This window comes from Actinoplanes cyaneus (assembly GCF_016862095.1).
GTDB lineage: Bacteria > Actinomycetota > Actinomycetes > Mycobacteriales > Micromonosporaceae > Actinoplanes > Actinoplanes cyaneus.
Map to the genome: position 1 here is coordinate 1 of NZ_BOMH01000005.1, position 13,636 is coordinate 13,636.

The following is a 13,636-nucleotide window of genomic DNA, read 5'->3' on the forward strand; positions in this document are numbered from 1 at the left end:
CGGCGGTCCGGACCACAGCGGAGGCAGGCAATGAAGAATTTGATCTTCAGGCGGCGGCGGGGACGGAGCGTTGCTCGGCGGCGAGGCGGGCGGTGAGCTCGGCGGCGCTGACCGGACGGCCCAGGTGGTAGCCCTGGCCGACGGTGTAGCCGAGCTTGAGCAACCGGTCGGCCTGCTCCTGGTTCTCGATGCCCTCGGCGACCGTGTCCAGGCCGAGAGCGTCGGCGAGCTGGACGACCGCGCGGGCGACGGCCTGGCGGGCGTTCGCGGCGGCGCTGCCGGGTTCGTCCAGTTCGATGTGGTCGACGAACGACTTGTCCAGCTTGACGACCGCGGCCGGGAACGCCCGGAGCAGGCTGAGCGACGACTCTCCGGTGCCGAAGTCGTCGAGCGCGAGCCGCACCCCCATGTCGTGCAACTCGTGCAGCACGCGCAGCACCTGGTGGCCGCGCAGCACCGCGGATTCGGTGAGTTCCAGGACGAGGCGTCGCGCGGGCAGGCCGCTGTCGGCGAGCGCGGCGCGCACGTCGGCCACGAAGTCGGGGTCGTGGAGCTGGCGGACGGAGACGTTCGGGGCGGCCTTCTCCAGCACGCCGGGGCCGAACTCGGCGATCCACGCGGCGGCCTGGCGGCACGTCTCGCGCAGCACCCAGCGGCCGAGCGGCACGATCAGCCCGGTGCGCTCGGCGGCCGGGATGAAGTCGGCCGGTGACACCATGCCGCGGTCCGGGTGGAACCACCGCACGAGTGCCTCCACGCCGACCACCCGCCCGGTGGCCAGGTGCACGATCGGCTGGTAGACCAGGGCGAACTCGCCGGCGTCCAGGGCGCGGCGCAGGTCGCCGCCGAGCTGGGCGTGCGCCTGGGCGGGCTTCTCCATGCCGGGGGCGTACCGCACCCAGTTGGCCTTGCCGCGCTGCTTGGCGGTGAACATCGCCGCGTCCGCGTCGCGCAGCAGGTGGCTGGCCGGGGTCCCGGCGGGCGCCGACGCGATGCCGGCGCTGGCGTGCACGAGCAGCCGGTGCGCGCTGATCGGCGCGCCGATCGCCGTCATGATCCGCTCGACCACCGCACGGTCCTGCCCGGGCGTGGTGATCAGCACCGCGAACTCGTCACCGGCCAGCCGGGCGGGTTCGCCGTCCTCACCGGCCGCGGCGCGCAGCGTGCCGGCGAACGCGATCAGCAGCTCGTCGCCGACGTCGTGGCCGAGCGAGTCGTTGACCGTGTTGAAGTCGTCGAGGTCGACGAGGAGCACGGTGGCGCCGTCGCCGGTCAGGACCTGATCGAGGCGCTGCTTGAACAGCACGCGATTGCCGAGGCCGGTGAGGGCGTCGTGGGTCGCCTCGTACTGCAGGCGGGCCTCGGAGGCCTCGCGCTCGCGCAGCAGCCGCACGTTGTCCCGGTTGGCCAGGAACTGGCGGGCCAGGACCAGCGCGGTGACGGCGGCCGCGGACCCGACGACGAGCCGGCCCTCCGGGACCCCGTCCCGCACCGGCGGGCTCAGGAGCACGTCGGCGAGCGGGAGGTCGACGGCCAGCACGGCCAGGTAGGGCAGCCAGACGTTGCCGCGGCCGCGCGGCGGCCGACCGGTGGCGCGGCGCTGCAGGTACACCCCGGACGTCACCAGCAGCGGAATGAGCGGCATGCACAGCGTCTGCCCGGGCAGGATCCCGGCGTAGCCGAACTTCCCGTCCAGCAGCGCCACCCCGCCCACGGCCAGGCCGGTCGCCGCGACCGTGCGCACGGCGATCCGGTCGACGGGCCCGCCGGCGATGTAGGAGACCTTGGTGATCGCCCCGGCGGCGAACGCGAACGCCAGGATCAGGATGCTGAGGCTGGCCGGCGTCCACTGCTCGTCCGCGGTCACCAGCGGCAGCACGCCGAAGTGCCAGAGGACCGTGACGCAGCCGAGGAAGGCGATGGTGCGGTCCAGCCACTGCCGGACCCGTTCCCGGCGGTGGTGCACGCCCAGCGGCACCCGGGCCACCGCCCAGATGGAGGCGAGCAGCCCGGCCCCGGCGAACGCGGCGCCGGCCGGTGGCATGTCCGGCAGCTCCGGGGTCGAGACGACGGCCGCGACGGCGAGGATCGCGAATCCGGCGGTCACCAGCACGCAGCCCGCTTCGAGGGCACGCCAGAACCGGCGGCCGACCGGGTCGGTCGTCTCCCGGCGCAGAGCGCGCACCGCGAACACGGCGACGCCGGTGGCGAGCGGCATGAACAGGTAGCCGACCGAGAGCGGGCCGAAGCCGGTGACCGTCCAGAGCACGTACCAGAGGGTGCTGAGCAGCACGAACACACCGGTGAGGGCGACATGACGCACGGGCCTGGTCATGACGTGAGCTCCCGGGAGCGCTGCTTGTCGGCGTACATCCGCAGGTCGGCGAGGTGCAGCAGGTGGTCGGGCCGGTCCGCGGGACCGGTCGCGACGCCGATGCTGGCGCCGGCCGTGAGGCGTTGCCCGCCGACCTCGACGGGCTGGGCCAGCGCGGCACGCAGCCGCCCGGCGAGGTCCCGCGCCGCCCCCGCGCCGGAACCGACCAGCACCGCGAACTCGTCACCGCCCAGCCGGGCGGCCAGGTCGTCCTCGCCGGTGCCGGCCAGCAGCTGCTCGGCGACGTGCCGGAGGACGGCGTCGCCGGCGGCGTGGCCGTACGTGTCGTTGATCTGCTTGAAGCCGTTGAGGTCGACGAGCAGGACGGTGACCTCGGCAGTGCCCGCCGCACGGAGGCGATCGGTGAACTGACGCCGGTTGGCGAGCCCGGTCAGCGCGTCGTGCCCGGCCTGGAAACGCAGGCGTTCGCGCAGCTCGCGCTCCTCGGTCATGTCCCGGGCGTTCATCACGACGCCGCCGATGCCGCGCTCGGCGACGAGGTTCACCGCGACCACCGACAGCCAGCGCCAGGAGTCGTCCTCGTGCAGGACGCGCAGCTCGAACGCGGCCTTGGCGCCCGGCTCGGCGAAGACGCTGTCCATCTCCGCGGCGACGCGCCCGGCATCGCCCGGGTGGATCAGGTCGAGCCAGTTGCGGTTCAGGAACTCGTCGAGCGAGCCGCCGACGACCCGCTCCACGGCCGGGTTCATGTACTTGACGATGCCGTCGGTGCCGATGATCGCGGTGATGTCGGAGGCGTGCCGCAGCAGCGCCTCCTGCCGGCGCTCCCGGCGGCGGATCTCGGCGAGGCTCTCGTCGAGCCGGTCGAGCAGGGTGTTGTTCTCGGCGAGTGCCAGCATCTGCCGTGCGACGACCAGCGCCACGTTGAGCAGCAGCCCGATCAGCGCGCCCCACGCGGAGAGTCCGAGGCCCTGGCCGGTCAGCACCGCGATCAGGGCGACCGCGCAGATGACCGTGCCCAGGTAGGGCAGCACGCTGTAGCGCCGCCGGCCGGCGGCCGCGGCACGGCCGGGCGCGATCCTCCGGGACCGGACGGCCACCGTCTGCAGCCGCGGCGCGAGAAGCGTGAGCAGGCACGGCACCAGGACCAGCAGGACCGGCAGGGTCAGCCCGCGCAGGCTCTCGCTGGGCAGCAGGGCGTTGGCGGCCGCCTGCACCAGGCAGCAGATCACCAGCGGCACGGCGGCCTGCCAGGCGATCGGGCTGGAGCCGCTCAGACCGAGCTTGACGGCCAGGAAACCGCCGACCAGCAGGATGCCGCAGCCGAAGATCGAGGCCGCGTATCCGGCCGGGCCGGCGTGCGCCATGCTCGACCGGGTCAGCACGCACCAGATGGCCGAACCGGCGGCGCTCAGGATGATGGCGGCGTCCAGCGCGACCCGGATCCGGGCGTCGCGTGACCACCAGCGGCTCGGGTGCAGCAGGCCGACGACGCAGACCAGGACCACGCCGAGGACGCCGAGCAGGCTCTGCGGCGCGGTCAGCTCGAGGCCGGTGCGGCCCGGATGGCTGAGGACCGAGCCGAGCTGATAGCTGTCGCCGGCGGCGAAGAGCAGACCGGCCACGCCCATCGCCCGCCAGAACCGGCGGTTGGCCGGGGCGAGGTCCGGATTGCGGTAGAGCTGCCGGGACAGCAGGAACGTGCCGAGGTCGGTGAGCGGCGCGATGATCCAGCACAGCACCAGCTTCTGCCGGTCACTGCCGAGGTCGAGCGCGTAGAAGCCGCACACCGTCACGGTCAGCAGGACCAGCGGGGCCAGCACCCGGTCACGCCAGAGCACAACCACTCTCCCACCCGTCCACGGTTCCCGTCTGACCCTCGATCGGCGAAGAGCTCCGCGCGTTTAGGGTTTCCGCGTCCGGCCTTGAAGAGAACTTCGCCTCACCGTCACCATCAGCCTCTTTGATTCATACATCTGAATCTGTTGGCAAAGGGGACAGTCGATGCGACGAAGCGGTGCGATCATTGCCGGGCTGGTGCTGGCCACGGCGTTCGCCGCCCCCGCGCGGGCCGCGGTGAGCAACGCCGCGCTGGCGCTGCGCTGGGCGCCCATCCACTACCAGGACGTGGACGCGACCGGCGATCACGCACTGGCCGGCAAATCCGACTACCTCACGCGGTACGACTTCGACGGCGACCTGAACGGGCGCAACAACTGGGACAACGCGGGCAAGGACGTCACGGCGTACGCGTACTACTCGGTCGTCGAGACGAGCACGCACTGGTACCTGACGTACTTCTTCTTCCACCCGCGCGACTGGGTCGACCACCCGCTGTTCGAGACCGAGCACGAGAACGACGGCGAAGGCCTGCTCGAAGTGATCGAGAAGGACGGCAGCGACTACGGCATCCTGCGCGCGGCGGTCACCGTGGCACACAGCGACTTCTACTCGTACACCCCCGCCGGGAGCACGTGGACCAACGGCGGCGAGACCATCGACGGGACGCTGCGGACGCAGACCAACCCGCACGACGGGCTGGCACACCCGGTCACCGCGCAGGAGGCCAAGGGGCACGGGCTCAAGGCGTACCCGCAGTACACCATCAACGGCGACGGGCTCGTCTACTACCCGTCGACCACGGCCGAGGCGCCGTCCGGCACCGACGACCGGGACGTGCGGTACAAACTGATCGACATCTTCGCGTCCGGCGGGATGTGGGCACAGCGCGGCAACCCGACACTGTTCGCGTCGCTCGGCACGTTCGCCGGCGACACCACCGGCGGCTGCGGCACCGGCACCTACGGCTGCGGCACCAACTCGGCGAACGCGCCGTGGGGCTGGGACGACGGCAACGACGTGCCGGCGCGCGGGGAACTCGCCACCGACCCGGCGAAGCTGTCCGCGGCGTACTTCACGATCCCGGGGACGCTGTCACGGACGTACACCAGCAACGGGTACGCCGTCGCGGCGGCCGCGCTGCGCGAGGCCGCCGCAACCCTCCCGAGGACCGTCGACTAATCCTCGGCCGGGGTGTCCGACGGGTCGGCCGAGTCGTCCGGCTCGGCCTCGCCCGGCTCCTCCGACGGCGAGGTGCTCGGCGACGCGGACGGGGGCGTGCTGGGCGATGCCGTCGGGGCCGGCGACGTCGTCGGCGTGCTCGGCGAGCTCGTCGGGGCCGGGGGCGTGCTCGGCGACGTGGTCGGGGCCGGGGACTTGCTCGGCGACGGCTTGACGACCTTGCCGCTCGCCTCGACCTTCGCCGCGGTGTAGACGGCGTCGACCCGGGTGCCGGTGATCGTGATCTGGTAACCGGCGGCGAGCGCGGTCACCGCGACCCGCTTGCCGTTCAGCAGGACCCGGGCGCTCGACGGCACGGCGATCGTGACGGTCCGGCCCTTCACGTCCTTGGTCCCGCCCTTGACCGCCACGGTGACCTGGCCGGCGGCGACAGCGGTGACCTTGCCGGAGGCGGTGAACGCGACCTTCACCACCTTCTTGGGCGGGCTCTTCTTCGCCGGGGCGGGCTTCGCCGGCGCAGCTTTCGCCGGCGCGGGCTTCGTCGGGGCGGGCTTCGTCGCCGCGGGTGAGGAGCCCGGCTTGGCGGCGTAGGCGGCCATCCCGGTGGACGCGACCGGAACGGTGACGGCGGCGGCCACGGCGACGGCCACAGCGATACGACGCATGCGCATGTTCGGAACTCCTCGTGATCGGGGGAGTTCTTACTGTCGAGAACGCGCGTTGCGGCCGGCCCGCTCGACCGGGTGCGAATCGGTTGCCGGTTGACACGCGGACCCGGACTGGGCGAATGTTCCGGGCATGCACGATGTTTGGCCGGCGCCGGGTGCCCTTCTGGTCTCGCGGTACCGCCTCGTCACCTTGATCGAGACGGGCGGCATGGCGCAGGTCTGGCGGGCCACCGACGAGCTGCTCGACCGTCCCGTCGCGGTCAAGCTCCCGGCCGGCGACATCCGTGCCGCGCACCTGGCCTGGCGTGAGGCGCGTCTCGCCGCCCGGCTCTCGCACCCCGGCATCGCGGCCGTCCACGACTACCGGGAGGCGGTCCGCCCGGACGGCTCGGTCGTCCCGTTCGTGGTGATGGAGCTGCTCGCCGGGGAGACCGTCGCGGCCCGGCTCTGCGACGGGCCGATGCCGTGGCCGGCCGCCGCCGCGGTGGGAGCCGCCGTCGCCGGGGCGCTCGCGGCCGCGCACGCCGCCGGGGTGGTGCACCGCGACATCAAGCCGGGCAACGTGATGCTCTGCCCGGGCGGGGTGAAACTGCTCGACTTCGGGATCAGCGCGGGCGTCGGCGAGCCGGACGACGACGACACCGGGGCGACGTTCGGGACACCGGCGTACGCGGCACCGGAGCGCCTCGACGGGAAACCGGCCGAGCCCGCCACCGACCTGTACGGGCTGGGCGTGCTCCTCTTCGAGATGGTCGACGGGGAGCCGCCGTACAGTGTGGACACCTGGGAGGAGCTGGCGCTCGCCCGGCAGAGCGGGCCCGCGGCGCTGCCACCCGGGCTGCCCGGGGCGCTCACCGGCCTGATCCACCGGTGCCTCGACGACGATCCGGAGCGGCGGCCGTCAGCGGCCGAGGCGTGGAAGACCCTGGCCGAGCTGGCGCCGTCGGAGGACAAGAAGGCACCCACCGTGCCGCTGCCCGGTGCACGGCCCGCCAGGCAGACCCTGGGCAGCGGGACGGTGCCCGAGGGGCGCTCCGCCGGGCAGACCCCGGGCAACGGGACCGTGCCCGGGGCGCGGCCCGCCGGACAGGCCCGGGTTCCGGACGTGAGCCTTCACGAGCGGCCTGCCCGCGGCCGGAAGATCGCCGTCGGGGCGGCGCTCGGGGCCACCGCCATCGCGTTCCTCGCCCTGGCTCACGCGGTCACCCGGCCCGGTGACGATCTGGCCGGTCAGCCGCCGGCCGCGGTGCCGCCCGCGAGCCCGGCGGTCAGCTCCGCGCCCGCCGCGGCGCCGTCCTCGGCGGCGCCGGCCCCGAAGAAGGCGACGACACCGCCCGCGGCGACGCTGACCGTGGAGGCGGCTCTCGGCCGGGTGCAGAGCGCCGTGGAGCAGGGCGAGAGGTCGGGCGGGATCCGTGAGGACGTGGCGCAGGACTTCCGGAACATCCTGGGCGAACTGGCCACGCGGGACGATCCCGACCTTCGCCGTGAGGTCGACCTGTTGCGCAAGAAGGTCCGCCAGCGACTGAGCGAGCGCGCCCTCACCCCGGCCCAGGCCACCATCCTGCAGAGCCGCCTCGACGACCTGAGCAAAGCCCAGGCCTGACCCGCCGCCGAGCCCGCACGTCCCGCTCCGGCCGGCACTCACGGCTGGTCCAGCCCCCCAGGACAGCCGTCACCGCCAGCCACCAAGCGACAGCTGGCACTCACGGCTGGCCCAGGCCCCCAGGACAGCCCTCACCGCCAGCAAGGCGGGCGACGCGCGCGGGCTCAGGCCGAGCCGCGCAGGATCAGGCGGGTGGGCAGGACGGTCTCGTGCTCGACCGGCTCGCCGTCCAGCTTCGCCAGCAGCAGCCGCACCATCTCCTGCCCCATCTGCTCGATCGGCTGATAGACGCTGGTCAGCGGCGGATCCGTGTGCCGGGCGATCACGGAGTCGTCGAAGCCGACCACCGCCACGTCCTCCGGCACCCGGCGACCGGCCCGCCGCAGCACCCGCAGCGCCCCGGCGGCCATCATGTCGGAGGCCGCGAACACCGCGTCGAGCTGCGGATAGTTGGTGAGCAGCCACTCCATCGCCATCGCGCCGCTGATCTCGCCGAAGTCACCGGTGGCGGCCGGGCCCTCGCCGACGACGTCACGGTAGCCCTGGTAGCGGTCGATGCCCGGCGCGGTATCCATCGGCCCGGTGATCGTCGCGATGCAGCGCCGCCCCTGCTCCTGCAGGTACGTCACGGCGGCCCTGGCCCCACCCCGGTTGTCCGCGTCGACGAGGCTGGACGGCCCGGGGTGCGCCGGGCGCCCGGCCCGGACGGTCGGGACGCCGCGCTCCTCGAGGATCATCGGCAGCGGGTCGTCGCCGTGCAGCGAGAGCAGCAGCGCGCCGTCCACGTGCTGGCGGGTCAGGTACCCCTCCAGCTGGCGGCGCTCCTCGGGGGCCTGCGCGATCATCAGGACCATCTGCAGGTTGCGCGCGACCAGTACCGACGACACGGCTTGGACGATCCGCCCGAAGAACGGCTCGGCGAAGAACCGTTCCCCCGACTCGAAGACGACCAGGGCTATCGAATCGGTTCGCTGGGTGACGAGCGCCCGCGCGGCCCGATTGGGAACGTAACCAAGCTCGTCGATCGCGTCCTGCACCAGCTTGCGAGCCTTGGGGCTGACCTGTGCCGAGCCGTTCACGACCCGGGAAACCGTGCCGCGGCCGACGCCGGCCCGGGCCGCGACCTCCTCCAAGGTCGGCCGCCCGGCCGAACGGTTGCTGTTGTCCCTCATCGCCAGCCGTCCTTTCCACGGTCACCGGCTAGGACAAAGTACAACCGCCACGCCGCCGGGCCAGTGATTCTAGTGGTCGACTTGCGGACCGCGGGAGCGCTCTCGCCCGTACGCGCTGTTTCATGGTGCGGCCGGGTGCATGAAAACACACCCTGACGGTGGCGGAATCCTTGCGGTTGCCGCCCGGACAGCCACTTTCCGGGAACTGCCACCGCCGGGCAGAGTGGTCCCCATGCGAGCACATACCGTGGCCATGCTGATCCTGCCCGGGCCGTCGCCGCTGGGCGTCGGTGTCGTGACGCAGGTCTTCGCTCCCCGGCACGGCCTGGACTACCGGGTGGTGCCGTGCTCCGTCCAGGCCGGCCCGGTGCCCGGCCGGGACGGCCTGGACTACCACGTCGGCGCCGGCCTGGAGGCGCTGGAGACCGCGGACACCGTGATCGTGCCCGGCTTCCGGAACCCGGCTGGCCCGATCGATCCCCGGGTGCTCGACGCGCTCCGGACCGCCGCGTTCCGGGGCACCCGGATGGTCTCCACCTGCGTCGGCGCGTTCGCCCTGGCCGCGGCCGGTCTGCTGGACGGCCGGCGGGCGACGACGCACTGGCAGATGGCGCCGACGCTGGCCCGGGAGTACCCGAAGGTGACCGTCGACGACGGGGTGCTCTTCGTCGACGAGGGGCAGGTGCTGACCTCGGCCGGGGTGGCCGCCGCCCTCGACCTGTGCCTGCACCTGATCCGCCGCGACCACGGGGTGCAGGCGTCGAACCGGATCGCCCGGGTGATGGTGGCGGCGCCGTACCGCAGCGGTGGCCAGGCCCAGTACGTCCCGCGGAGCATCCCGGAGCCGCTCGGCGACGTGTTCGCGGCGACCCGGGAGTGGGCCCTGCGCCACCTGGAGGAGCCCCTCACCGTGACCGCCATGGCCCGGCACGCCGGTGTGTCGGAGCGCACATTCGGGCGGCGCTTCGTCGAGGACACCGGTTACACGCCGATGCAGTGGGTGCTGCGGGCCCGCGTCGACCTGGCCCGGGAGATGCTGGAGCGCACCGGCCTCGGGGTCGACCAGATCGCCGCGCGCGTCGGTGTGGGCACCGGCGCGAACCTGCGCATGCACTTCCAGCGGATCCTGGGCACGCCGCCGAGCGAGTACCGCAAGACGTTTGGCGGCAAAGTTGCGTGACGTGGCGGTCCGCCACCTGCCGCCTCGTTGAACACAACAGCAGGCTGAAGGCATGACAACAAGAGTCGCCATCAACGGTTTCGGACGCATCGGCCGCAACGTCCTGCGCGCGGCCGCCGGCAGCGACGTCGAGATCGTCGCGATCAACGACCTGACCGATTCCGGCACCCTCGCGCACCTGCTGCGCTACGACAGCACGCTCGGGCGGTTCGCCGGGACTGTCGAGGCCCACGAGGACCACCTCGTCGTGGACGGCCGCCGGATCGAGGTCACCAAGGTCCGTACGCCGGAGGACCTGCCCTGGAAAGACCTCGGCGTGGACGTGGCGCTGGAGTCGACCGGGCGCTTCACCGCGGCCGCCGACGCCCGCGCCCACCTCACCGCGGGCGCCCGGAAAGTGCTGGTCAGCGCGCCGTCCAAGGGGGCGGACATCACCATCGCGTACGGCCTGAACCACGGTGGCTACGACCCGGCCGCGCACGACGTCGTCTCGAACGCGTCCTGCACCACCAACGGTCTCGCGCCGATCGCGTCGGTGCTGGACGACCTGGCCACGATCGAGACCGGTTCGATGACCACGATCCACGCCTACACCCAGGAGCAGAACCTGCAGGACGGCCCGCACCGTGACCTGCGCCGGGCCCGGGCCGCCGCGGTGAACATCGCCCCGACGACGACCGGCGCCGCGACCGCTATCGGTCAGGTTCTGCCCCGGCTCGCCGGCAAGCTCACCGGTTACTCCGTGCGCGTCCCGGTCCCGGTCGGCTCCCTGGTCGAGCTGAACGCGATCGTCGAACGCCCGGTCACCGCCGAGGAGATCAACAGCGCGTTCGAGGCCGCGGCGTCCGGCCCGCTGCGCGGCATCCTGGAGTTCTCGGCGGACCCGCTGGTGTCGAGCGACATCACCGGCAACCCGGCATCGTCCATCTTCGACTCGCTGCTCACCAGCGCGAACGGCCGCCTGGTCAAGGTGGTCGCCTGGTACGACAACGAGTGGGGCTTCGCCAACCGCGTCGTCGACACACTCTCGCTGCTCGGCCGCTGAACCCCCGCGACACCGACACACTCCCGCTGCTCAGCCGCTGAACCCCGCGACGTCGCGGCCGGGTCCCGCTGATCCCGGCCGCGCCGTCGCCGCTCTTCTTCCGCACAACCATGCCGGCGTACGAAGTTCTCGGCGCCCGTCCCCAGGCGACACGACCAAGCCCCGCCCGTGCCCGCGCGACCCCCGCCGTGGTCCGGGCCCCGGCCGCGGCTGGGGGTTCCGGCTGGTCCTCATGGGCGTTATTCGTGCCTCATAACGCCCATGAGGACCAGCCGGAATCGGGCCCCGCGCCACGAGAGCGAGCAGCTCGCTCGGTCGCGGCCGTCCGCGAGCCGACGCTGTTAGCAGGCAGCGGCGCGGCTCACGGTCCCAGCTGGTGCTCATGGCTGTTATGAGGCACGAATAGCAGCCATGAGCACCAGCCGGAACCCGCAGCCGCGGCCGCTACCTGGAGCGGGGCGAGCATCGCGTGAGCGGGTCCACCGGAAGTCGCGGCCGCGGCCTGGAGCGGGGCGGGGCTCGCGGCGTACGGGCAAAAGATCGGCACTGCAAGTGGCGCTGCAACACCGGGGCGAAGGTTTCTCTATGCTGTGCGGATGGCGGTCACCCTGGCAGATGTGGCCCGGCTGGCCGGGGTCTCCCCCGCCACGGTCTCACGCGTGATCAACGACAGCGTGAAGAAGGTCGCGCCGGAGCTCCGGGAGCGGGTGCTGGCGGCTGTCGCGCAGTTGCACTACGTGCCGAACGCGCACGCGCAGAACGTCGCACGGCCCCGCAAGTCGGCGGTCGGCGTGATCGTGCACGACGTGTCGGACCCGTACTTCGCCGAGATCACGCGTGGTCTGCAACGGCAGGCGGCGGCGCACGACCGGCTGCTGGTGATCTGCAACAGCTACCGGGAGCCGGAGCGTGAGCTGGCCTATGTGGCGCTGCTGCGCGCCCAGCAGGTGCACGCGCTGATCCTGGCCGGTTCGGGTTATCACGACGACGAGTTCACGGCGCGGCTCAACGGTGAGCTCAACGCGTATCAGCAGGGCGGCGGCCGGGTCGCGGTGATCGGCCGGCACGAGCTGGTCGGCAGCGCGGTGCTGCCGGCGAACGAGGCCGGGGCGTACGAGCTGGGCTGTCGCGTCCTCGCTCTGGGCCACCGGCGCGTCGGCGTGATCGCCGGCCCGCGCACCCTGACCACGACGACGGACCGGCTCACGGGCATCCGGCGCGCGGCCGCCGAGACGAAGGTCGCGCTGGAGCACGTGGTCTACGCCGACTTCACCCGTGACGGCGGTGCCGCCGCGGCTGCCGAGCTGCTCGCCGCCGCGCCCGGCCTGACCGCGATCCTGGCGTTGAACGACTCGATGGCGGTCGGCACCCTGGCGACTCTGCGCGAGCGTGGCATCTCGGTGCCGGGGCAGATCTCGGTGACCGGTTTCGACGACATGCCGATCGCCCGGGACATGACGCCGACGCTGACCACGGTCCGGCTGCCGCTGGTCGGGATGGGTGAGCGGGCCATGGCCCTGGCGCTGGGCGACGACGCGGTGCCGGCTTCCGAGCCCGCTCCGGCCGAGCTGATCTGGCGGGAGAGTTGCGCGGCGCCTGCCTGAGGCCGCACCCGCTCAACGGGCCGCACCCGCTCAACGGGCCGGGCTGCTCAACGGGCCGGGACTGCTCAGAGCCGCACCGCGGGCCGCTGGTTGACGCCGATCACCACGGGCAGCAGAAGCAGGCCGCTCGCGAGCTGGTCGATCGTGAACCAAAGCGGGAACAGGCCCGGGACCGCGACGACCACCACGGTGGCGGCCAGCATGATCGCGGTGACGATCCGCAGGCGGCGCAGCATCCTCCGGTCGCCGCCGAGCGCCCGCAGCCCGAGATAGAGGGTGAGCAGCGACGACGCGGCGACGATCGCGCCGCGGATCCAGACGGCGTCGGAGATGACGAGCGTCGTGTTGAAGTGCAGGGCGACTGTCGCTCCCACCGTCGAGAAGCTCAGGGCGACGTACAGGCCGAGGAACGGGACCACGTTGTTCTTCATGACGACGAGCTTCGCAACGCGTGGGGTCGCCGCGGCTCGCCCGATCTCCCGAGCGGCGGGTGGAGCCAGTACTCCACCGATCGGTGGACCGGTACATTGGCGCGGGTGACCGACGTCGAGCAAGTCCGCCGTGTCCCGGCCGCCGGGCGGGCGGTGTTCTGGACGCAGTTCGCGCTGCTCATCGCGTACCTGATCGGCAGTTTCGGGATCTTGATCCTGGCCGCCGTGCACGTGGGTGATCCCGGCGCGGTGCTGCACCCCGGGCTCGATCGGCTCGGCGATCCGAAGGACTCGATGCTCATCGGGCCGGATTCCGTGTGGAACCCACTGGTGTGGATCGTCGGGGTCTGCCGGCTGATCGCCTGGTTCGTCTATCCGCTCGGCTTCGCGATGCTGCTCTTCGGCGGCGCGACCATGGTGCACACGTGGCGGCTCGGCGATCGGCGCACGTTCACGCAGGTTGCCGTCCTCACCGCGATCTGGCTGATTCTGATCATCCTCGCCGCCTCGCCCTACGGCAGCAGCCTGACGACGTGGCTCCTGGATTGAGAAAGCGGCCCGGGAGACATTCTCC

Annotated in this window: 11 protein-coding genes; 6 read left to right on the forward strand and 5 right to left on the reverse strand. The window is 72.5% G+C overall.

Features of this window, described 5'->3' with window-relative positions:
• Positions 1 to 46: 46 nt before the first annotated feature.
• Entirely contained in the window at positions 47 to 2,335 is a 2,289-nt protein-coding gene (locus tag Acy02nite_RS03620) for a putative bifunctional diguanylate cyclase/phosphodiesterase (protein ID WP_203738343.1), read from the reverse strand.
• The gene (locus Acy02nite_RS03625; protein ID WP_203738344.1) at positions 2,332 to 4,182 is read right to left on the reverse strand and encodes a sensor domain-containing diguanylate cyclase; all 1,851 of its coding nucleotides are present in this window, start codon (positions 4,180 to 4,182) and stop codon (positions 2,332 to 2,334) included. The genes Acy02nite_RS03620 and Acy02nite_RS03625 overlap by 4 nt, the downstream gene beginning before the upstream one ends.
• 157 nt (positions 4,183 to 4,339) lie before the next feature.
• On the opposite strand from Acy02nite_RS03625, the gene Acy02nite_RS03630 reads away from it, so the two are divergent.
• Complete coding sequence (locus Acy02nite_RS03630) at positions 4,340 to 5,356, forward strand: hypothetical protein (RefSeq protein ID WP_203738345.1); 1,017 nt, start codon at positions 4,340 to 4,342, stop codon at positions 5,354 to 5,356.
• On the opposite strand, the gene Acy02nite_RS03635 is transcribed toward Acy02nite_RS03630, so the two are convergent.
• Positions 5,353 to 6,027 carry a hypothetical protein gene (locus Acy02nite_RS03635; protein WP_203738406.1) on the reverse strand — a complete coding sequence of 225 codons (675 nt, stop codon included), beginning with the start codon at positions 6,025 to 6,027 and terminating at the stop codon, positions 5,353 to 5,355. The genes Acy02nite_RS03630 and Acy02nite_RS03635 overlap by 4 nt on opposite strands.
• Before the next feature lie 127 nt (positions 6,028 to 6,154).
• On the opposite strand from Acy02nite_RS03635, the gene Acy02nite_RS03640 reads away from it, so the two are divergent.
• A complete protein-coding gene (locus Acy02nite_RS03640) occupies positions 6,155 to 7,630 on the forward strand; it encodes a serine/threonine-protein kinase (protein ID WP_203738346.1) in 1,476 nt (491 codons plus the stop codon).
• A gap of 164 nt (positions 7,631 to 7,794) precedes the next feature.
• On the opposite strand, the gene Acy02nite_RS03645 is transcribed toward Acy02nite_RS03640, so the two are convergent.
• Positions 7,795 to 8,802, reverse strand: a complete 1,008-nt coding sequence (locus tag Acy02nite_RS03645; RefSeq protein ID WP_203738347.1) for a LacI family DNA-binding transcriptional regulator — start codon at positions 8,800 to 8,802, stop codon at positions 7,795 to 7,797.
• 232 nt (positions 8,803 to 9,034) lie between these two features.
• On the opposite strand from Acy02nite_RS03645, the gene Acy02nite_RS03650 reads away from it, so the two are divergent.
• The 3 genes from Acy02nite_RS03650 to Acy02nite_RS03660 all read left to right on the forward strand — a co-directional run bounded on the left by Acy02nite_RS03650 (position 9,035) and on the right by Acy02nite_RS03660 (position 12,631).
• Complete coding sequence (locus Acy02nite_RS03650; RefSeq protein ID WP_203738348.1) at positions 9,035 to 9,982, forward strand: GlxA family transcriptional regulator; 948 nt, start codon at positions 9,035 to 9,037, stop codon at positions 9,980 to 9,982.
• 52 nt (positions 9,983 to 10,034) lie between these two features.
• A complete protein-coding gene (gap, locus tag Acy02nite_RS03655) occupies positions 10,035 to 11,027 on the forward strand; it encodes a type I glyceraldehyde-3-phosphate dehydrogenase (RefSeq protein ID WP_203738349.1) in 993 nt (330 codons plus the stop codon).
• 596 nt (positions 11,028 to 11,623) lie between these two features.
• Positions 11,624 to 12,631, forward strand: a complete 1,008-nt coding sequence (locus Acy02nite_RS03660) for a LacI family DNA-binding transcriptional regulator (protein ID WP_203738350.1) — start codon at positions 11,624 to 11,626, stop codon at positions 12,629 to 12,631.
• 65 nt (positions 12,632 to 12,696) lie between these two features.
• Here the strand turns inward: Acy02nite_RS03660 and Acy02nite_RS03665 are convergent, their stop codons facing one another.
• Positions 12,697 to 13,062: a hypothetical protein gene (locus tag Acy02nite_RS03665; RefSeq protein WP_203738351.1), complete on the reverse strand. Its 366-nt coding sequence runs from the start codon at positions 13,060 to 13,062 to the stop codon at positions 12,697 to 12,699.
• Between the two features lie 105 nt (positions 13,063 to 13,167).
• Between Acy02nite_RS03665 and Acy02nite_RS03670 the strand changes: the two genes are divergently transcribed.
• The gene (locus Acy02nite_RS03670) at positions 13,168 to 13,611 is read left to right on the forward strand and encodes a hypothetical protein (RefSeq protein ID WP_203738352.1); all 444 of its coding nucleotides are present in this window, start codon (positions 13,168 to 13,170) and stop codon (positions 13,609 to 13,611) included.
• The last annotated feature ends 25 nt before the right edge of the window (positions 13,612 to 13,636 follow it).

Excerpts from the sequence above, each read along its gene's own strand:
- Acy02nite_RS03620 (WP_203738343.1), bottom strand. The coding sequence starts at position 2,335 with ATGACCAGGCCCGTGCGTCATGTCGCCCTCACCGGTGTGTTCGTGCTG.
- Acy02nite_RS03630 (WP_203738345.1), top strand. The coding sequence starts at position 4,340 with ATGCGACGAAGCGGTGCGATCATTGCCGGGCTGGTGCTGGCCACGGCG.
- Acy02nite_RS03635 (WP_203738406.1), bottom strand. The coding sequence starts at position 6,027 with ATGCGCATGCGTCGTATCGCTGTGGCCGTCGCCGTGGCCGCCGCCGTC.
- Acy02nite_RS03640 (WP_203738346.1), top strand. The coding sequence starts at position 6,155 with ATGCACGATGTTTGGCCGGCGCCGGGTGCCCTTCTGGTCTCGCGGTAC.
- Acy02nite_RS03645 (WP_203738347.1), bottom strand. The coding sequence starts at position 8,802 with ATGAGGGACAACAGCAACCGTTCGGCCGGGCGGCCGACCTTGGAGGAG.
- Acy02nite_RS03650 (WP_203738348.1), top strand. The coding sequence starts at position 9,035 with ATGCGAGCACATACCGTGGCCATGCTGATCCTGCCCGGGCCGTCGCCG.
- gap (WP_203738349.1), top strand. The coding sequence starts at position 10,035 with ATGACAACAAGAGTCGCCATCAACGGTTTCGGACGCATCGGCCGCAAC.
- Acy02nite_RS03660 (WP_203738350.1), top strand. The coding sequence starts at position 11,624 with ATGGCGGTCACCCTGGCAGATGTGGCCCGGCTGGCCGGGGTCTCCCCC.
- Acy02nite_RS03665 (WP_203738351.1), bottom strand. The coding sequence starts at position 13,062 with ATGAAGAACAACGTGGTCCCGTTCCTCGGCCTGTACGTCGCCCTGAGC.